Annotated in this window: 15 protein-coding genes and 1 tRNA gene; 3 read left to right on the forward strand and 13 right to left on the reverse strand. The window is 62.9% G+C overall.

Translation table 11 applies throughout. The annotated features are described in order from the left end of the window. Nucleotides 1-80 precede the first annotated feature (80 nt). The 13 genes from ACFY5D_RS10350 to ACFY5D_RS10410 all read right to left on the reverse strand — a co-directional run bounded on the left by ACFY5D_RS10350 (nucleotide 81) and on the right by ACFY5D_RS10410 (nucleotide 13,564). Nucleotides 81-1,805, reverse strand: a complete 1,725-nt coding sequence (locus ACFY5D_RS10350; RefSeq protein ID WP_387528795.1) for a DNA/RNA helicase domain-containing protein — start codon at nucleotides 1,803-1,805, stop codon at nucleotides 81-83. Beyond that, a complete protein-coding gene (locus ACFY5D_RS10355) occupies nucleotides 1,792-2,112 on the reverse strand; it encodes a nucleotide pyrophosphohydrolase (RefSeq protein WP_387528798.1) in 321 nt (106 codons plus the stop codon). Before ACFY5D_RS10355 ends, ACFY5D_RS10350 begins: the two co-directional genes overlap by 14 nt. A 312-nt stretch (nucleotides 2,113-2,424) precedes the next feature. Then, nucleotides 2,425-2,757 (reverse strand): hypothetical protein, encoded by a 333-nt coding sequence (locus ACFY5D_RS10360; RefSeq protein ID WP_387528801.1) that lies wholly within the window; start codon nucleotides 2,755-2,757, stop codon nucleotides 2,425-2,427. Between the two features lie 76 nt (nucleotides 2,758-2,833). Then, complete coding sequence (locus ACFY5D_RS10365; protein ID WP_387528804.1) at nucleotides 2,834-4,279, reverse strand: MFS transporter; 1,446 nt, start codon at nucleotides 4,277-4,279, stop codon at nucleotides 2,834-2,836. 53 nt (nucleotides 4,280-4,332) lie between these two features. Next, nucleotides 4,333-4,971 (reverse strand): hypothetical protein, encoded by a 639-nt coding sequence (locus ACFY5D_RS10370; RefSeq protein ID WP_387528807.1) that lies wholly within the window; start codon nucleotides 4,969-4,971, stop codon nucleotides 4,333-4,335. 10 nt (nucleotides 4,972-4,981) lie between these two features. Continuing rightward, the gene (locus ACFY5D_RS10375; protein WP_387528809.1) at nucleotides 4,982-5,140 is read right to left on the reverse strand and encodes a hypothetical protein; all 159 of its coding nucleotides are present in this window, start codon (nucleotides 5,138-5,140) and stop codon (nucleotides 4,982-4,984) included. Between the two features lie 6 nt (nucleotides 5,141-5,146). Beyond that, nucleotides 5,147-6,688 carry a nicotinate phosphoribosyltransferase gene (locus ACFY5D_RS10380; RefSeq protein ID WP_387528812.1) on the reverse strand — a complete coding sequence of 514 codons (1,542 nt, stop codon included), beginning with the start codon at nucleotides 6,686-6,688 and terminating at the stop codon, nucleotides 5,147-5,149. Nucleotides 6,689-6,714: 26 nt separating this feature from the next. Further along, on the reverse strand, nucleotides 6,715-7,539 hold the full coding sequence (locus ACFY5D_RS10385; RefSeq protein WP_387528815.1) for a phosphoribosyltransferase family protein: 825 nt from the start codon (nucleotides 7,537-7,539) through the stop codon (nucleotides 6,715-6,717). A gap of 247 nt (nucleotides 7,540-7,786) precedes the next feature. Beyond that, complete coding sequence (locus tag ACFY5D_RS10390; RefSeq protein WP_387528818.1) at nucleotides 7,787-9,445, reverse strand: sigma-70 family RNA polymerase sigma factor; 1,659 nt, start codon at nucleotides 9,443-9,445, stop codon at nucleotides 7,787-7,789. A gap of 1,016 nt (nucleotides 9,446-10,461) precedes the next feature. After that, a tRNA-Gln gene (locus tag ACFY5D_RS10395) sits at nucleotides 10,462-10,533 on the reverse strand. 242 nt (nucleotides 10,534-10,775) lie between these two features. Beyond that, nucleotides 10,776-11,984, reverse strand: coding sequence for an amidohydrolase (locus ACFY5D_RS10400; protein WP_387528821.1), 1,209 nt, complete (start codon nucleotides 11,982-11,984; stop codon nucleotides 10,776-10,778). 79 nt (nucleotides 11,985-12,063) lie between these two features. Then, complete coding sequence (locus tag ACFY5D_RS10405; protein WP_387528823.1) at nucleotides 12,064-12,786, reverse strand: hypothetical protein; 723 nt, start codon at nucleotides 12,784-12,786, stop codon at nucleotides 12,064-12,066. A 34-nt stretch (nucleotides 12,787-12,820) separates the two neighbouring features. Next, nucleotides 12,821-13,564 (reverse strand): DUF5058 family protein, encoded by a 744-nt coding sequence (locus tag ACFY5D_RS10410; RefSeq protein ID WP_387528826.1) that lies wholly within the window; start codon nucleotides 13,562-13,564, stop codon nucleotides 12,821-12,823. A 239-nt stretch (nucleotides 13,565-13,803) separates the two neighbouring features. On the opposite strand from ACFY5D_RS10410, the gene ACFY5D_RS10415 reads away from it, so the two are divergent. The 3 genes from ACFY5D_RS10415 to ACFY5D_RS10425 are packed head-to-tail and all read left to right on the forward strand — an operon-like array spanning nucleotide 13,804 to nucleotide 18,001. Then, nucleotides 13,804-15,249 carry an amidase gene (locus tag ACFY5D_RS10415; RefSeq protein ID WP_387529777.1) on the forward strand — a complete coding sequence of 482 codons (1,446 nt, stop codon included), beginning with the start codon at nucleotides 13,804-13,806 and terminating at the stop codon, nucleotides 15,247-15,249. Continuing rightward, nucleotides 15,246-16,469 (forward strand): CaiB/BaiF CoA transferase family protein, encoded by a 1,224-nt coding sequence (locus tag ACFY5D_RS10420; RefSeq protein ID WP_387528829.1) that lies wholly within the window; start codon nucleotides 15,246-15,248, stop codon nucleotides 16,467-16,469. The genes ACFY5D_RS10415 and ACFY5D_RS10420 overlap by 4 nt, the downstream gene beginning before the upstream one ends. Beyond that, complete coding sequence (locus ACFY5D_RS10425; protein ID WP_387528832.1) at nucleotides 16,469-18,001, forward strand: carboxyl transferase domain-containing protein; 1,533 nt, start codon at nucleotides 16,469-16,471, stop codon at nucleotides 17,999-18,001. The genes ACFY5D_RS10420 and ACFY5D_RS10425 overlap by 1 nt, the downstream gene beginning before the upstream one ends. Nucleotide 18,002 lies beyond the last annotated feature (1 nt).

The following is an 18,002-nucleotide window of genomic DNA, read 5'->3' on the forward strand; positions in this document are numbered from 1 at the left end:
GCCAGGCTACTAGAAATGGGCATCCGCTCGAGGCTCCCGCAACAATTGAGGGATAGCCGATGTTGACGGACCGACAAGGACTAGATTGCGACTGACAGGTACTCGCGAAGGTAATCGCGAAGCGCTTCGTCGCACACATACACATACGTGCCGAGGATCCCTCTGGTCATAAGCACTGAATAGACATTTGTGATGTATCGCAGGAGGTCATCGTCCGAGTATTTAATACCAAGCTTGGCGTTGTTCTCCTTGCCTTTCTTGTCGAAGTAGCTTGCTCGATGGACATAAAGTCGCTGTTCAAATGGATCGAATCGGAGGTCAGGCCCAAAGATCACGCCTGCATAGTTGAGGTCATATCCTTGGACAGTATGAATGGAACCAACTTCGTCGATTGATCCTACTGAATTGATCCAGTCTTTCTGAGTCTTATTCCAACGAAATTTGCGGTCACCTATTTCAATATCGAATGCGGTTGCATTATTTCGAGACTTCCAATCCCAGGCGTAGCCGGCAACGAGACGTGCAAGTTGTGATTCCGATTCGCGCTCCAGAATCGCTTCATGCATAGCGCCGACGTCATCAAAAAACCTTAGGTCGTAATCCCCGAAACGAGTCGGTTTCTGCGGGACCGGCGAAAGGACCGAGCGAACGTAGTCCACGTAGTCTGCGCCTCCTCTCACACGCATTTGGGAAAAGAGTCGGTAGTAGCGTGCATCATGCCGCGCTGCCTCAATTAGGGACCTCAAGACTTGTTCCGGCAGATCTGCTGGCCTGACGCTTTGTTCGGAATCAACTAGCAGAATCTGGTGTGTGCTCTTGGCGCGAATCCAGTCAAGCTGCGTATATGAAAGCTCATCTGAACCGAATAGCTTCTCGTTAATTTCACGGAATTTCTTGTTTTGCGGCCCAGACGGTTGATTGGCTCTCTGGTTAAGTCGGTGGGATTCATCCACGATGAGGAGATCAAAATTATCTTCGATCGCATCAAGGTCGAAGGGACTGAGCACCATTCCGGGGTCAAGCAACGGCGTCTTCTTGAACACTTTTCGAATCGACTCGCGCAACGACTGTTGCGGGACGACTAGTCCAATCCGGAATTCTTGAAGAAGTTCGCGATGTCCTTCAAGGAAGAAATCTGAGAACAGAGAATCACTGTCAAAGTCTTCCCCAGGCACCGACTCCTGAATATCCCGCAAGAGCTTCATAAGGTAGATCGCCACGATGGTCTTGCCGGTTCCGGGATCCCCCTGAACAACAATGGTTCCCGAGGAGCCGCTCTCGATATCGGCAAATAGACCTTCAAGGATATCTTCCACAGCTGCCGCTTGATCATGGTTGAGTGCCTTGAACGGAGAGAATTTGAAAAGGTCGCTATTTTCAATCTGAGGTATGGTCCGCTGAAACATTCCCTCCGACCGAAGTTCCTCAAAGATTTCTTGGAACGTCTTCCGGTATTCCTCGCGGTCGTAGTAGTCCCTGTCGGTGACGCCTTCGTTGCGATTCAGGACTTGGTAGCGGCCTTCGCCGGCAAACAACCGAATAAGGTAAGACTCAAGGTCAAGGCAGGCAGACTTGTTGAATGTGACATTGACAATGACTCGCAAGGTCTTGAGATCGACTTTTTCGGCAGAAGCTTGGTGCTGATTCATCCGGGTCGAGATGTTAAGAGTCTCACCGACGTAGATCTTCGCTGCACTATTGAGCGTGTATACGACTGGCCAATTAGTAAACCGATTACCGCGCGTCCGCATCTCGCGGACAGCAGACGACGTAAAGCTGAGATGTTCGACCTTAAAGTCGGTCATATTTGGTGCTCCGGCCCCGAGATTTCTCAACCGGGTATTTAGCTCGAGTCTCTTGGAGCTTCTCTATGATTATCGCGTTTGGGTCGACGCCGATTCGGTCCGCAAGGAGCAAAGCATAAGTAAGGACATCTGCGAGTTCCGATTTCACACGTTCGATGTCCGCATCGTCATTCCACTGAAAGCACTCGAGAAGTTCGCCCGATTCGATCGATATAGACTTTGCCAAATTTGGGGCGCTATGGAATTGGCCCCATTCGCGCTCAATTACAAACTCTCGGAGCGTAGGCATGACGGATTCATCGAACATGGATTCACCGTAGCATGTGCCAAGGGTAGTTCATTGGCCAGCTTTAATGCCATGGCGACTACTGTCGACAGAGTTGGACGAGCGCAAAAACCCACAACATCTCACATCTATTCAGGACGATTGCCTAAAGCAACAACCACGCGCTTCAAGAAGAGTCTAGAAAGCACTGATATCACCCATCAACACGTTGCTCACGTATTTCATGATTCGTCCGCGCTCCGTCAGCTGTTGCAATTGCACCAAGCAAGGCCCTTCGGGCTGCGATGCTTGAAGTCGTAGCAAAGCTTGCAGCACGTGCATCCAACGGTTCAGTCATTCGGATTCGAGCGATATCGACCCCTCACACCAGCAGGTTATATCCATAGCCCTCTGCGATGATCTGGTGGAAGAGCGATTCTGCTCGCCGTGATTCAGCATCTTTGAAGTTTCGTCCATGGCATCGTTTGCCTGCCCCAGACACTCAAGGAGACCCTCAACGACGCAGGCTGCCGCCAACTTGGCTGCAGCACGCTCCGCAATGTCACGAAACTGCACGAGCGCCAGATTGTCCTTGCGTTGCTCGCGTTGAACCATGACTCGAGCGGCAGGGTCGGCTTCGGGTGCATGCACGAACGAGCTTCCTGAGACGCCGTGCTGGATGTTCACATCCCAGGGACCTTCAAGTGCGGGAGCTGCCCTAAGCGCAGTGCCTGACGTGTCAGAAATTGCGGCGCACCAGCTCTCAGGCGGGGTCTTCGGCAGCGGTGGATTCCAGGCCATCCTCTTCGTCGACCGCGACGGGGGCACTCTCGGGGGCATTTGTATAAGCATTCGAGAGCCGGCGATAGGACCGCGTGCACAACGCCCCAAGCGCCAGCAACAGCGAGGCGATCCCGGACACCAGGAACACCAGCGCAATGCCGCGGGCTTCGCCGGCGCCCAGCAGCCAGCCCCAGTCCTCCTGCCCCGCCCGCGAATCCATGTACGGGATGATCCAGAACTCGGCCAGCGGCGCAATCATGAACGCCGTGACCGGGGCGGCCGCAGCCTCGAAGGTCATCGCGAACCCGAACACCCTCCCCTGTGTCTCGAACGGGACGACGCGTTGGATCACCGTCTGCTCCGCGGCCTCGACCGCCGGCATCAGGATCATGAACAGCCAGATGCCCACCAGGTAGAGCCACCACCACTCGCGGATCGTGAAGGTGGCGCCGAGTACGCCGGTGACGGCCACCAGGACCAGCATGGTCCGGATCGGGTTCTTGCCGAGGCCGAACTTCGCCACCAATGCGCCGCCGATGATGAAACCGGTGGCCGTCACGCCCAGCACCACGCCCCAAATCTCGACCGGGAACAGCGTCAGGCCGTAGGGGTCCATCAGCGCCATGAACACCCCGCCGGTCAGGTTGTTGAATGTGGTGAACAGGATCAGTGCGAACAGTCCTTGGGTCGCCCTGACCGCGGAAATGCCTGCCCTCAATTCGGCGAAGCTCTCTCGTTTCTCGGCACGAACGATCTTGGGCTCGGGAACCGAAATGGTCAGCAAGTGCGCCAGCACCGCCACGATCGCCACCAGCGCGATGATGATGGTTCCGCCCATGCCAAGCATGCCGATGGCCAAGCCGCTGAAGACACTGGTGACCAGGAACGCGATGCCCTGCACCGAACCCACCAAGCCATTGGCGTTCGCCCGCTTCGCGGCCGGTACCAGCAAGGTCACGGTGGTCGAGAGCGCAATGTTGCGCAGCTGTTCCACCACCGCGCCGATCAGCATCACCATGGCAAAGACCCAGAACCAGACCCCGGAAATATCAAGCAAATCCGCTTCCGGGATCAGCAGGAACATCGTGCCGGCCAGCCCGAAGAACAGTAGCGCGAACAAGGTCGATCCGAGCATGACCGCGTGCTTGCGGTACCTGTCCACGATCACGCCAAAGAACAGGCCGAAGACCGAGACGAGCAGCATGTAGGCGCCGCCGATGAGCCCCGTGGCCAGCACCGAGCGAGTCTCAAGGTAGACCCAGAAGGTCAGGGCGAACCAGAGGAAACTCGTCACGACGTTGGCTACGGCGGTGTTGACCAGCACATGCAGGAACGCCCGATGCCCGGGATCGGGCACCGTGGCCTTGCCGGTGGATTGCGGTTCCAAGAAACCGTCGTCGGCAGTACGCGAGTCTTCCTGCGACATGGTTAAAGCCTAGGACTCGTGCACGGCCCGCGGTAGGGGCCGGAAGGAATCGCCTAGATCCAACGCCAGAGTGCCGGAGGGCGACCCCGGCCCGAACTCGCGGCCGCCGGCGCCACACGCTCGAGCAATTTGTTCGAGCCCAGGGCACGCCCGATGTTCGCGGTCTCGGGCATCGGCAATTCCGCGGCCGAGGCAAGCTCCTTCATACGGGCAATCAGTTCCGCCGTGTCAAAGCTTTCGCCCAGCAGCGCCTTGGTGGTTTCCAGGTTGATCCACAGCGAATCGAGCAGGACGGTGGCGGCCTTGGCGACGATCGCCCGGTGGTCGAAGGGAAGCTCCGGCAGGTCTGCTAGGGGTTCGAGCCTCACCCGGGGATCCGTCATCGGGGTCTTCTCATCCAGGATGACCAGACGGGCGATCGAGAGGGTCGGGCCGCGCTCGTCGCGCTCGAAGTCATCGAACACCCCGGCCTCAAGTCCCGCCAGGACCGCGCCGGCAGGTACACCCGTCTTGCTTAGCAACGCCCGGTGGACCGCCTCGGCCAGCCGCTCGTGGGCGTTCAGCAGGACCCCGGGAAGCGCAGCACGACCGGCGAACGGATCGTATTCGCGCACGCCCAGCACCAGGTGCAACGACCCCTCGTGCAGGATCAGGGGCACGGCGTCGATGGAGACCAGGGGCTGGGTAGGCATGGAATCGATATTACCCATGTTCAAGCTGCCGCCTCAGCGCCAGGACGATGCCCAACCGCTCGTTGCGGCCGCGCTGGTAGGCGCGCCACCCCAGCGGCGGCTGGTGCTCGAAGTCGGCCAGCTCCCGCTCCGCGGCCTCCAGCCGCTCCTCGAGGGTTCGATTCTTCATCGCGCATCACCGCAGGTTCCCGAGCACCGCACGGACATCGTTGAAGGACTGCGTGCGCAGGAACCGACCGTCGGCCCACACCGGCTCGAGCAGCGAGTCGGCCTCCTCCTGCGGCGCGGCCTTCTCGATGAGCACCAGCTCGCCGGATTCGTCCCTGGTCACCGCGAGGCGACCGGTCGCCGACTTCTTCATGCCGCTGTCGGTGACGGGGTCCTTGAGCAGGTTGTGCTCTTCCCCGTTGATCCGCGCCCAGGTGGCCTTGATGGCCGAGGAGAAGGTGTCGCGGGTGACGTACTGGTACGTGTACGAGCCGACACCGAAGACGACGTTCTCGGCGGCGAAGCCCAGGGCCTCGAGGCGCTCGGTGATGTCCCGGGCGCGGTCCATGGTGATCGAGTCGCCGTAGATCAACCCGAAGTGTCCGTCGATGACCTTGTAGCCGGCCTTGTTGACGGTGCCTCCTGCAAGTTCCCAGAGGATCTGCACGGCGCCGAAGTAGGCGGGGTCCTCGGTGATGGTGGCCGGCTTGTCCTCGCGGATGATCGCCCGATTGCTCCGGGTACCGCACAGGATGTCGGCCGGGTCCCCGGAATCGGGGCGGATGACGACCTTGCCGTCGCGCGCCATGATCTGGCTCTTGAGCGCCGGGAGGATTTCCAGCAGGACGTTCCAGAAGTCGAAGGTGTCGGCGACGATCGAGACGTTGCCGCTGGTGTGCACATCCAGGATGCGCTTGAAGGTCTCCAGTTCCGAGGATTCGCTGATGCCGGCGCACATCACCGAGTGTTCGGTGGCCGGGATCGAGCCAAGCACCTGGCCGTTGTCGGTGCCGAAGTCCGAGGGGTAGTAGCGGCGGACCCAGTCGATGGTGGCCAGCGAATCGGAGCCGGTGAAGCTGAGCAGGTGGCCGGCACCGGATGCGGCGGCCGCCGCTGCGCCTGCCATTCCGCGGAAGGAGAAGTCGTGCAGCTGCCAGTTCACGAATGCCGCGTCCCCGCCGGTCCTGGCCGAAGCGTCATCGAGGATGCCGCGGAATTCGTTGGCGATGGTTGCCGAGGTGGAGGGCTGCCAGATCGCAGCGGAGAGGACCGTCTCGATGTAGTTGGGCAGCCAGAAGAATTCCGGATCGGTGTTTTCCACGGTGATCGACGGGACGCGCAACGGAACGCGGGTGCCTTCCGGCAGGGCACGGAACATCAGTGGCAGGTAGCCGCGGCGGTGCAGTGCGCGGATGTGTTCCGCGTCGATGCCGTGGTCGGGACCGAGCACACTGGTGAGCGTGTCGAGGTAATCGTTCATGGCAGTGTCCTCGTCCGCAGCGAAGAACGGCACAAACGCCTCGACGCAGTAGGACTGCAGGAAGGCCTGGAGTCCGAAGTGGACCACCTCGTCCACGCCGTCGATGCGCGAGGCACGGTTGGTGAAGTTGACCAGCACCTGCGTGGTTCCGGCCGGGTACAGACCGCGGCGGCCAAGCTTGTATGCGTCGGTTTCGAAAAGCGGTGCCGTGACCGCGGCCTGGGTGAGGGTGTTCGTGTTCGTGTTCATGGTCGTGTTCCCTTTCGGTGGCGGTGTTAGTTGGTGGGGGCGAGGAATGCGGCCAGGGGAATGACGGTGGCTGCGACGTCCGGGTTTCGGTGGCCGGGGTGCGAGTCGGTGGTGAAGATCCGACCAAAGGCCTGCGTGAGTTGGGCAGCGCGCCCCGAGAACACCCCGTGGCTCACCCACAGGTCGAGGCGCTGCTTCGGCAGGCCGGTTGCCTGGGCCAGCCCCATGAACGTCCCGCCCCCGTCGCAGATGTCATCGACGACCAGAAGCCTGCCGGTTTCCGGGAGCTCCTCGCACTGGAACGAGGAAAGCTTGCCGGTCTCGAAGTCCCGCACCTTGGTGGCCCGGTACAGCGGCAATCCCAGGGCGTCGGCTGCACGGCGGGCCCGTTCGACGGCGCCCGCGTCGGGGGCGATTACCCCGACGTATCCGCGCTCGTGGGCCGGAAGGCTTGCCGCGATGACGGCCTCCGAGTGGATCACGGTGAGGTTCTCCACCAGCGCCGGCATCACGGGCGAGTGCGGGTCGAAGCAGACCACGCGGTCGGCGCCCATGGCGTTGATCAGGTTTGCGTAGACCTTCGCGCCGAACGGGGTGCCGCGGTCCTGGCGCGCACCGGGGAGGTAGGGCACCTGGGCGGTGACTTCGTGGCCGCCCAGGTGTGCGTGGTCGATCCACATCGCCGCGGAGACGAAATCGTTGGCATCCGCACCCGAGACCAGCACGTGCGACGGGGACTGTGCGCTGTTCGAGGGGGTCTTGAGGTGCCGCTCCCCCGCCGGGAACGTCATGTCCGTTGCGTCGGAGAATACGGTGAATCCTGCCGGGACGGTTGCGAATGCCTTGATCATGAATCCACAGTAACACAAATAAACATCATCTGATGTTTATTTGTGAATCCCGTCGGGAGAAGACCCCGAGCGACGTTCTCACCCCGCCTCGCCGATTATTCGCTGGCCCCGCCACAGGTTTGCAGTGAAGCGCCACGTCGGCCGTTGCCGCTCAACCACCTACCGTCACATGGTCACCGCTTGGAAGCTTGCAGCTGGCGGGCACGGCGTATTGCAGCCTCAAGGCAAGCTGGCTGCTTCTCGTTGGCTAGGGACGTGCAAATTCCGCCAAACACTTTTCATACAGGTGTTGGGCATCAGGACCACCAATCGCCAATATGACCCAGCACCACTCCCACCCGGGTGGCCTCGATGGCCCGGTGCTTTCCGGCGGTGTGGTCTCCCCCGGCGGATCGGACCCCACCGGCGGCTCGGACTCCACCGGCGGAACAGATTCGAGCGGCGGCTCCGACTCCTCCGGCGTACCAGATTCCACGGGCGGTGCGCTCTCCACGGGCGGAACAGTCTCCTCTGGCGGCGCGGTTGCCTCCGGCGATTCCGTCTCCCCCGACGGCACGGTCGGCACTGGAACCGTGGCTGTGGGTTTAGGTTCAGGCATCCGAAGATCTTCATCCGGCGGCGGCATCGGATCTTGTTCCTGAGAAATCTGCGGAACTGCCCCCGGCAGGCGATTCACATCCACCGTCCATGGCTTGACCCCGCCAGAAACCGGGGATTCCAAGGAACCATGTAACTTCACGGGCCGACTTGATTCAGTCCCTCCGTCCACCTCTGGCGTGCCCGATCGCGCATCTGTCAGGGCAGTTCCGCCACTGTCCGGCGCCCCAGGTTGGCCCGCAATGCCAGGGGACCCGAACGGGCTCTCGACGGCATTCTCAGGCAACACGCCAATGTCGTGCGATGCATTGCCGGCGATGGTGACGGCGGCGACTGCGATGGTGGCCACGACAGTGAGTGTGATCGCGGTGCCCCCTGCCAACACGGCCGAGGGAACTGCAGCAGCGGATCCACTGGCCTTGCCCAGGACTGTCGCCGCCTTGGCGCCGCCCAGTCCCGACGCGAGCCCACCGGAATATGCGGCGACGACCGCCGGGATCGTGCCCGACGTGGCTGCTGCCGGAATCCCCAGCGCGGTGATTCCACCCAGGAAGAGCGGTGCAACGATGCCCCGCATGGAAGAGTTGACCTCATCAAGCTGAAGCAGCGCCGCCGTGCAATCGGAACACCCTGAAAGGTGATGCTCGACTTTTGCTTCGCCACGCGACGAGAGCCTGCCGCGGATATAGGCACCCAAGTGCGACGAGGCAAACGTGCACGCCTTCTCGGAACCATTGCGAATATGGCACTGCAGGTAGGCCTGCCGAAGACCTTCACGGGCACGCACACCCAACGCGGAAACGCCGTTGGGGGCCAAGCCAAGCAGTGGAGCCACGTCCGCCGGCTTCATCTCATCGACCTCGAGGTACCAGAGAACCGCTTGCCACCGTTCGGGCAAGGAACGGAATGCATCCGCAACGACGCCGGATTCAAACTGGCTCATGACGGGATCAGCATATTCGTGCATTTGATCAAAAACTTCGAACTCGTCAGTCAGGGACTGTCGTTTCTCATGGGCGTTGTATGCGAAAGCGAGGTTTGAGACTGCCCTGCAGAGATAGGCGCGAAAGAAGACATCAGGGCCTCCTCCGGAACCGAGGATCGCAAAGACTTTCTCAAAGCCCTCGGCCACCAAGTCCTCAACCTCGGAAACAGTGTTCGAATGGCGGTATGCGGTCGCCAGTGCCGCGCTGTAGTGCCGGGCATAGAGAATCTCTTGCGCCTGGGCATCCCCGATGCGAACCTTGGCGATGAGACTCGCATCGTCAAGCCCTGCCGACGCTTCATCCGAGTCGTTGAGCGTTTTCATGCTATCCCCCTAGCTTGCCCTTCGCGTTCGCGAAAAGTCTCGCTCACATGGCAAGGAGCAGAGACAGCTCTAAGTATGACGCAACAGGCAATGACTTCTCGAGAGGAGAATTGCGTTCCACTTTTAGAGACAAGCACCAAAGATTCCACGCCTGCTCCTCCCATCCCCGGTTCGGATGATTTCGATGGATTTGCCGATGGAGGAAATTCGAGTGGAGTTTTGCCGTCACGAAACCTGACGATGGCTCTCTATACATACGGAGCGGAGAGGACGAAACCATTCCTCTTGGTACGGCCGCGCTCCATCATGCTGTCACTTTCGAGACCCCGGCCACTCGATATCGCGTCCCTTCTTGGGGGAGTGGACGCGATCAACTCGCTGTTCGCGTCGGCTTACGATAGCCGGCATGACAGCAGCGCGTTAGGGACCCGGCGGGCATTCCGCAGGGTCCCTCGACGCTTCTGGGATCCAGCAAGGACTCGAAGGCAGGGCTACAACACTCCGCGCGCAGGACGTCGTCCACGTCCTCCTGCTGAACTGCTCCAGCTTGGAATTCTTCTTGTCCTTCATGGTTTTGGCCACCGAAGTCCCTACATGCCGATAGTGCCAGGGCTCGAAATTGCCTCCGGTGACCTTTTTGCGAGCCTTTGGGGTACCGGAGGATGAACCCGTATCAATAGGCATTCGCCGCCAGCCAGCGACCCTCCTTTGCTCCGGCAAAGAAGGTCAGTTCTTGGCATTTTCCGTTCACTGTACCCAGGCCAGCAGACAGGGATTCCCGTTCGAAACTACATGCTGCCCCATTCAATAGGGGCTGGTAAATCAATTCCGGTTTCGGCGCCCAACTCGAAAGATGGATCTCGGAGCGGGTGCTGCCGGAAGGTTCAATACCTAAGCCGCTGGCTTTTGGATTGATAGTGAGTCACGGCCCGTATCATCCGCGCAGGAATAGACGTAATTGTTCTTAGGAAGATTCTTCAACAAAATCATCATGACTAATACGCTCATAAAAAGAGCTGGGATACCAGGACTCGAACCTAGAATGACGGTACCAGAAACCGTTGTGTTGCCAATTACACCATATCCCAAAAATTGCGATGAATTCATGATTCGACTGCTTGCCAAAGGCATGAATTAGAAGCGCAACTCGACCACAAACAGTACCCAACTCCGACGTGAATCGCAATTTTTAGCCATCTTGCTCCCGGAGTTCTCTCGCTGCAACCGGGAACGAGATGTACCCGACGGGACTTGGACTGCCATGCGATTGCGCCGGGGCAATAGGCCAAGGGTGCGGGTCCCTTCACAGGAGACCCGCACCCGAAAAGTCCTAAGCGAGGTACTTTGAAATTGCCGCCAGCGCGGCTCTCACGCCACTGGTGAGCGTGGGTTCCATGACGGGCAGGAAGTACGGCGAATGGTTCACGGGCGGGTTCTTCTCCTCTGCGGGGAACCCGCCGAAGAACCAGTACACCGTTGGGACACCGATCGAGTCGCCCAGCCAGCCGACATCCTCGCTACCCATGACCGGCGGTGCCAGCACGACTTGCCCCTCACCCAGCTCGGCTCGCAGCGCGGCAACCACCGAGCGCGTGTGTTCCGGGTCGTTGTAACAACGCGGGAAGTCGTAGATGTGCTCGATATCCGGCTGCGGGGCGCGGGAGGCATGGGCTTCGGCGTTGACGATCCGGGTGACGGCGTCAAGCACCGTGGCACGCACCTCTGGGGTCAATGTCCGGATGTTCAGCGTGAACTCGGCGCGGTCGGGAATGATGTTTTCCTTCAGGCCGGCATGGAACGTTCCCGCGGTGACCACCGCGGGCGTGGTCGGTGCGAGTTCGCGGGACACGATGCCCTGCAGCCGGGTGATGATGTGCGCGCCGAGGACGATCGGGTCCACGGAGTCCTGCGGCTGCGAGCCGTGGGACTGGCGCCCGTGGAGGGTCACCTTCAGCGCGTCGGCCAGAGCCATCGCGGTGCCCGAGGAGATGTGCACGGTTCCGGCGGCGTAGGGGAACACGTGTTGGCCCAGCACCACCTCGGGCCGCGGTGCACGGTCCCAGAGCCCGTCGGCGACCATGGCCCTGGCCCCCGCACCGGTCTCCTCCCCCGGCTGGAAGAGCAGCACTAGCGTTCCTGCCCAGCCCTGCCTGTTTTCCCACAGCACGCGTGCGGCGGCCAATAGCACGGCCACGTGGGTGTCGTGGCCGCAGCCGTGCATCACCGGCACTTCGGTGCCGTCGGGCAGGCGCCCCGTGGCCTGCGATGCGTAGTCGGCACCGGTGCCTTCCTTGATGGGTAGCCCGTCGGTGTCGGCCCGGAAGGCGATCGTGGGTCCTTCGCCGTTGCGCATGATGCCCACGACACCGGTTCCGCCGCACCGGAAGTTCTCGATGCCCAGGGCGTTTAGCTGCCCTTCGATGAATGCCGCGGTGGCGTGCTCCTGCATGGAGAGTTCGGGATTACGGTGCAAATGCAGATAGGTCTCGTTCAGCCAGTCGGTGTCCAAGCCGGTGAGGGCGGGTGATTGGGTCGTCATGGGGTGCTGCCTTCCTGTCGTGTGGGGTCTTGGTCTGCATCGTCATTGCGGCGACGCTGCTGAGGCGTGTTGGTGGCGGTCAGTCGACCTCGGCCGCGGTGTGGACTTCCTTGCGATCCCGGAGGACCCAGGACAGGACGATCGAGAGGACCACCACGAGAGCCGTGGAGAACAATGCCACCTTGGGAGCGGCGGGGATGATGATGAACTGGAACAGCAGCGCGAGTGCCACGGCAATGACGGTGGAGCGCAGTCGGCGCATGCTCACGATGGCCTGGACCAGGACGGCCCCCATCAGCGAGGGGAGGATGTAGAGGCGAGCCACCTCGATGACCTCGGCGGGCACGAGGGAGACCAGCCAGGTTCCCAGCAGCCCCACAAAGACCAGCAGGCTGGTCAGGTGCACGGTGGCTGCGCCACCGATGGCCATGACGGCCGCCAGGTCACCGCGCCGGGTTCCGGGCTTGGCGTTGATGCTGGACTGGGCGACGATGGCCGCGGGCAGCAGCTTGTTGGAAATGTTCCCGATCATGAAGGCCTGGTACATGGCGGCCGAACCGAGGATCGGGAAGTAGGTCAGCGGTTCGACGAACCAGAAGATTCCGAACGTCGCGGCCACCGCCACGAACGAAATCCAGATCATGGATGCGGTGATTTCCAGGCCCGAGAAGAAGACCAGATAGATGGGGCCGAGGAGGGAGAAGATCAGCCCGGCGAGCATGGTGAGCGAGCCGTAGCGGGTTGTTTCGGACTCGAAGCGGGCCATGGAGGCGTCGGCGTGGGAGGTCACTGTAGTAGTCATCGTTTTCGCTTTCTTTCTCGGGGTGCGCTTCGAGTTAGGCCGTGTGCGTGAGGTAGGCGGCGACGATCGCAACGATGATCGCAAAGCCCAGGGCCCATTCCTTGAGCCACCTCAGCTCCAGCTTCTTGGCAACAAAGAGGCACAGTGCCATGGTGGCCGCGGAGATGAGCAGCGTGATGGCGTGGACGTTTGATTTCGGGAGCTCGGCGATGGCCAACATCGAGAAGGCCCCGAGCAGGGCGGCCGAAGGGATGAGCGCCATGATCGCCGGATTGGTCTTGGCGAGCTTCTTGCCGCCGCGCTTGAGGATCGGGGTGAGGATCAGCGTCGAGAGCATCCACATGCCGCCGGAAAGCGACATCGCCATGAAGGCGACGGCGAAGACCTGTTGCGTGTATTCCGGCCCGCCGAGCATCGATCCCATGGAGGTGGCGGCCAGAGACGCAGAGGCGGTTTCCGTGGAGGCCGAGCCGATCAGCCCGATGCGCACCAGCACCGCGGGGGTGCCGAAGAGCGCCAGCAACGCGATGGCCACCAGGACCACTGCCAGCGAGGGACCGATCGAGGCCACGGCGCCGGCCCGGAAGGACTCCTTCAGTTCCTGCACCGGCATGTCGATGTGCGGGGCCGCCCGCCGGGCGGCCTTGATGTAGAGGAAGGTCTGCACGAAGATCACGGCAAAGACGCCGAGTGCGCAGATCCAGAGGAACGGTGAATTCGCCACCGCCCAGATGTCCGTTGATGCGGGGTTGGCCATGGACGGGCTGATGTGTGTCATGGGAGAACTCCTCGGGGTTCGGGGGCGCTGCCCCACTGGTGTGAGCCGCGTCTCTTTTCACCTACGCTCCACCCCGCCCGCACGCTTGGCAACCAATGGTGGAATTCGTCAGGAATTTGTCGATATCCCCCATTTGGGCCAAATCTTTCGTCCACACTTCCCAGCGCGTGGTGGAAATCGACACACTGTGATCACCAGCACCCCTCGGCGCCTGACCGAGCAACCACCAAAGGACGTGAATCATGGACGGCATCCAGAACATGGGGGCCCGGGAGATGACCGAGTCAATCCAGCGACGCGAACTCTCGGCCCGCGAAGCGCTGCAGAGCCACATCGACCAGATCCAGCGGGTCAACGACTCCATCAATGCGGTCGTCACCACCGACTTCGAACGTGCCGAATCCCTCGCCGCGGCGGCCGACGAGGCCACCGCGCGCGGCACCGCCACAGGGGCGCTGCACGGGCTGCCGATGACCCACAAGGACACCTACAACACCGCCGGGCTGCGCAGCACGCAGGGCTCGCTGACCCTGCGCAACCACGTGCCGGACACCGACGACCTGCTGATCGGGCGGCTCAGCGCCGCCGGGGTCATCCGCACCGGCAAGACCAACGTCCCCGAATTCGGGGCCGGCTCCCACACCTTCAACGAGGTCTTCGGCACCACCACCAACCCATACGACACCGCGCTGAGCGCCGGCGGCTCCTCGGGGGGAGTCGCTGCCGCCATCGCCTCGCACATCCAGCCCCTCGGCGACGGGTCGGACATGGGCGGTTCGCTGCGCATCCCGGCAGCCTTCTGCAACGTGGCGGGGTTCCGCCCCTCCTACGGCGTGATCCCCATGCCCGCCGCCACCAACTCGTGGGCCTGGCTGGCCCGCGGCGGCCCGATGGCCCGCAGCGTCGATGACATCGCGCTGTTCATGAGCGCCACCGCCGGGGACAGCCCCCGGGTGGCCACCCCCAACACGCTCGCCGGGCAGGACTTCGAGAACCTCCCGGAGAACGCGCTGCGCGGCATCCGGATCGGCTACAGCAGGGACTTCGGGCTCGGTGTACCCGTGGAACCGGAAATCCTCGCCGTGCTGGATGCCCAGATCGCCCACTTCGAGGACGCCGGCGCCCATGTGGAAGAGGCCTCGATCGACCTGCGCGATGCCGACCTGGTCTTCGACAACACCCGCGCCTACGACTTCGCCACCGGACTCGGCGAGCTGGTCCGGACCCAGCGCGAGCTGATCAAACCGGAAGTGATCTGGAACGTCGAGAAGGGTTGGGCGCTAAGCGCCCAGGACCTGATCGACACCACCGCCGCACGCACCCGCCTGGAAGTCGCCACCCAGGCCTTCTTTGCCCGCTACGACCTGTTCCTAAGCCCGGCCACCCAGGTGCTGCCCTTCGATGCCTCGTGGCGCTACCCGGAGCAGATCGCCGGGGTGCCTGCCACCACGTACCTGGACTGGATGCGCTCGGCCTGCCTGCTTTCGGCCACCTCGCTGCCGGTGCTCTCGATGCCAGCTGGGTTCACCGGCAGCGGCCTGCCGGTCGGGTTGCAAATGGCCGCCAACCACTACCAGGACGCCTCCCTGCTGGCCTTCGCCCGGGACTTCGAGCAGCGCACCCGGTACGCCGAACAGGCACCGTCCCTGGTCACCGCCACCCAGAGCCCGCAGGAGATCCGATGAGCACCACCGCAACCACCCCCGCCCCGTCCCCGGCGATGGAGATACCGGCCACGGCCAAGGGGCCGCTGCGCGGGATCACCGTCGTGGATCTCAGCCGCGCGCTGGCCGGACCGCACGCGGGCATGATGCTCGGGGACCTCGGCGCACGGGTCATCAAGGTGGAGAACGCCGTCGCCGGCGACGACACCCGGTCCTGGGGCCCGCCCTTCGTGGGCCCGGAGGACGAGAGCCAGTCGACCTACTTCCTCTCCTGCAACCGCAACAAGGAATCAATCAGCCTGGATTTGAAGAGCCCGGACGGCGCGGAAACCCTGCGGGCGCTGATTGCCAATGCGGACGTGCTGATCGAGAACTTCCGCCCGGGCGTGCTGGACCGGCTGGGCTTCGACACCGAGACCATGAGTTCCATCAACCCGCGCCTGGTGGTGCTGTCCATCAGCGGGTTCGGCCACGACGGACCCGAATCCCAGCGCAGCGGCTACGACCAGATCCTCCAGGGCGAGGCGGGGCTGATGTCGTTGACGGGGTCCTCCCCCGAGGATCCGCAGCGGGTGGGCGTCCCCATTGCCGACCTGCTCTCCGGCATGTACGGCGCCTACGGCGTGCTGGCCGCCCTGCGCGAACGCGAACTGACCGGCACCGGGCAGGTGGTCCGCACCTCGCTGCTGGCCGCGGTCATCGGGGTGCACGCCTTCCAGGGCACCCGCAGCACCGTCGCCGGGGAAGTCCCCGCGGCGCAGGGAAACCACCACCCCTCGATCGCGCCCTACGGCCTGTTCCGCAGCAAGGACGGTTTTGTGCAGATCTCCGTGGGAAGCGCCAAGCTGTGGCAGGCGTTCGCGGCGGCCTTCGGCTTGGAAAAGCTGGAGGGCTTCGGCGAGAACTCCGAGCGCGTGCGGCGCCGTGCCGAACTCGTTGAGATCATCGAGGGGAAGTTCGGCGAATTTTCCACCCGGGACCTGCTGGCCAAGCTGCAGGATGCCGGGGTACCCGCGGGCATCGTGCGCACCCTGGACGAGGTCTATGCCTGGGACCAGGTGGCCTCCCAGGGTCTGTTGATCGATGTGAAGCACCCGCTGCTGGGTTCGATCACCCTGCCCGGGGCGCCCCTGCGCTTCTTCGCCCCCAACGGCACCGAACACACCAACACCGATCACCAGGCACCTCCCTTGCTGAACCAGCATGGCGATTCCATCCGGTCCTGGCTGGTGGGCAAGTAATGCCCGCCCTCGCCCAGACAGAGCGGATTCGCCGCAGCGCCCGCGAATTGATGGATACGGTTCTTGACCCCGGGTCCTTCCGATCGTGGGATACCTCCGCCGACTACAGCGACCAGGAACCCGGGTACCAGGCAGAGTTGTTGGCCGCGGCCGAACGCAGCGGTGTAGACGAATCGGTCATCACCGGCGAGGGCAGCATCAACGGGCGGCGGGTGGCCATCATTGTCAACGAGTTCTCCTTCCTGGGTGGTTCCATCGGGCGCTTTGCCGCCGACCGCCTGGTGCGGGCCTTTGAACGGGCCACGGCCGAACGGCTCCCGGTGCTCGCCAGCCCCGCCTCCGGCGGCACCCGCATGCAGGAAGGAACCCCTGCCTTTGTGGGCATGGTAAAGATCGCCGCAGCCATCCGGGCCCATCGCACCACCAGGCAGCCCTACCTGGTGTACCTGCGCCACCCCACCACCGGAGGTGTCATGGCCTCCTGGGGGTCGCTGGGGCACATCACCGTGGCGGAACCCGGGGCGTTGCTGGGATTTTTGGGTCCCCGAGTCTACGAGGCCATCTATGGCGAACCTTTCCCTGCGGGAGTGCAGGTCGCGGAGAACTTGCACCGCCTGGGGTTGATCGACGCGGTGGTTCCCGTCGAGGAGCTCGCCGGGGTCCTCACCCGCGCGCTGGAAATCCTGGGCCACGGAAGCGAGTCACGCACCCCGGCGGAGTCCGCGGACGCCGCGCCACCGACTGCCGAACCGGAGGACCGCGTGCTGAGCCGCGACGAGGTGTGGGCCTCCATCATGGCGACCCGCCACCCGCGCCGGCCCACGGTGCGGCACCTCATCAAGTACGGGGCAGCGGATGTCCTCCAGCTCTCGGGCACCGGAGGCGGCCAACGCGATGCACGCACCTACCTGGCGCTGGCCCGGTTCGGGACCTCGGCCTGCGTTTTTGTGGGTCAGGACCGGGCCGCCGGAGACACCGAACCGCTGGGGCCCGCGTTTCTTCGCGAGGCCCAACGCGGCATGGCACTGGCCGAATCGCTGGGCATCCCGCTGGTCAGCGTCATCGACACGGAGGGCGCGGCACTTTCCAGGCAGGCCGAGGAGGGTGGCATGGCCGCGGAAATCGCCCGATCCATTGCCGGGCTGATCGGGCTGCGCACCCCCACCGTCTCGATCCTCCTGGGCCAGGGCACCGGCGGCGGCGCCCTGGCGTTGATCCCGGCGGATCGAACGATTGCCGCCTCACGCGCGTGGCTCAGTCCCCTACCACCGGAAGGGGCCAGCGCCATTGTGCATCGCACCACGGACCGGGCCGCGGAATTGGCCCACGCCCAGGCCGTTGACGCTTACTCGCTGCGGAGGCGCGGCATTGTTGACGTGTTGGTTCCCGAACCCTCGAACAGCGAGCGGCAACCGCGCGAGTTCATCAGAGGGATCGCCGGCGCGCTCGAAGTGGCGCTGGAAGAACTCGCCGGCTCCAGGTTGGATACGCTGGTGCCAGCCAGAATCGCCAAGTACGCAGCGATCGGCTGAT

Origin of the sequence: Paeniglutamicibacter sp. NPDC012692 (genome assembly GCF_042901625.1) — a bacterium.
GTDB lineage: Bacteria > Actinomycetota > Actinomycetes > Actinomycetales > Micrococcaceae > Paeniglutamicibacter.

Bases quoted from the DNA above. Each gene is read 5' to 3' on its own strand.
- ACFY5D_RS10350 (WP_387528795.1), bottom strand. From the start codon at position 1,805: ATGACCGACTTTAAGGTCGAACATCTCAGCTTTACGTCGTCTGCTGTC.
- ACFY5D_RS10355 (WP_387528798.1), bottom strand. From the start codon at position 2,112: ATGTTCGATGAATCCGTCATGCCTACGCTCCGAGAGTTTGTAATTGAG.
- ACFY5D_RS10365 (WP_387528804.1), bottom strand. From the start codon at position 4,279: ATGTCGCAGGAAGACTCGCGTACTGCCGACGACGGTTTCTTGGAACCG.
- ACFY5D_RS10370 (WP_387528807.1), bottom strand. From the start codon at position 4,971: ATGCCTACCCAGCCCCTGGTCTCCATCGACGCCGTGCCCCTGATCCTG.
- ACFY5D_RS10375 (WP_387528809.1), bottom strand. From the start codon at position 5,140: ATGAAGAATCGAACCCTCGAGGAGCGGCTGGAGGCCGCGGAGCGGGAG.
- ACFY5D_RS10380 (WP_387528812.1), bottom strand. From the start codon at position 6,688: ATGAACACGAACACGAACACCCTCACCCAGGCCGCGGTCACGGCACCG.
- ACFY5D_RS10385 (WP_387528815.1), bottom strand. From the start codon at position 7,539: ATGATCAAGGCATTCGCAACCGTCCCGGCAGGATTCACCGTATTCTCC.
- ACFY5D_RS10390 (WP_387528818.1), bottom strand. From the start codon at position 9,445: ATGAAAACGCTCAACGACTCGGATGAAGCGTCGGCAGGGCTTGACGAT.
- ACFY5D_RS10400 (WP_387528821.1), bottom strand. From the start codon at position 11,984: ATGACGACCCAATCACCCGCCCTCACCGGCTTGGACACCGACTGGCTG.
- ACFY5D_RS10405 (WP_387528823.1), bottom strand. From the start codon at position 12,786: ATGACTACTACAGTGACCTCCCACGCCGACGCCTCCATGGCCCGCTTC.
- ACFY5D_RS10410 (WP_387528826.1), bottom strand. From the start codon at position 13,564: ATGACACACATCAGCCCGTCCATGGCCAACCCCGCATCAACGGACATC.
- ACFY5D_RS10420 (WP_387528829.1), top strand. From the start codon at position 15,246: ATGAGCACCACCGCAACCACCCCCGCCCCGTCCCCGGCGATGGAGATA.
- ACFY5D_RS10425 (WP_387528832.1), top strand. From the start codon at position 16,469: ATGCCCGCCCTCGCCCAGACAGAGCGGATTCGCCGCAGCGCCCGCGAA.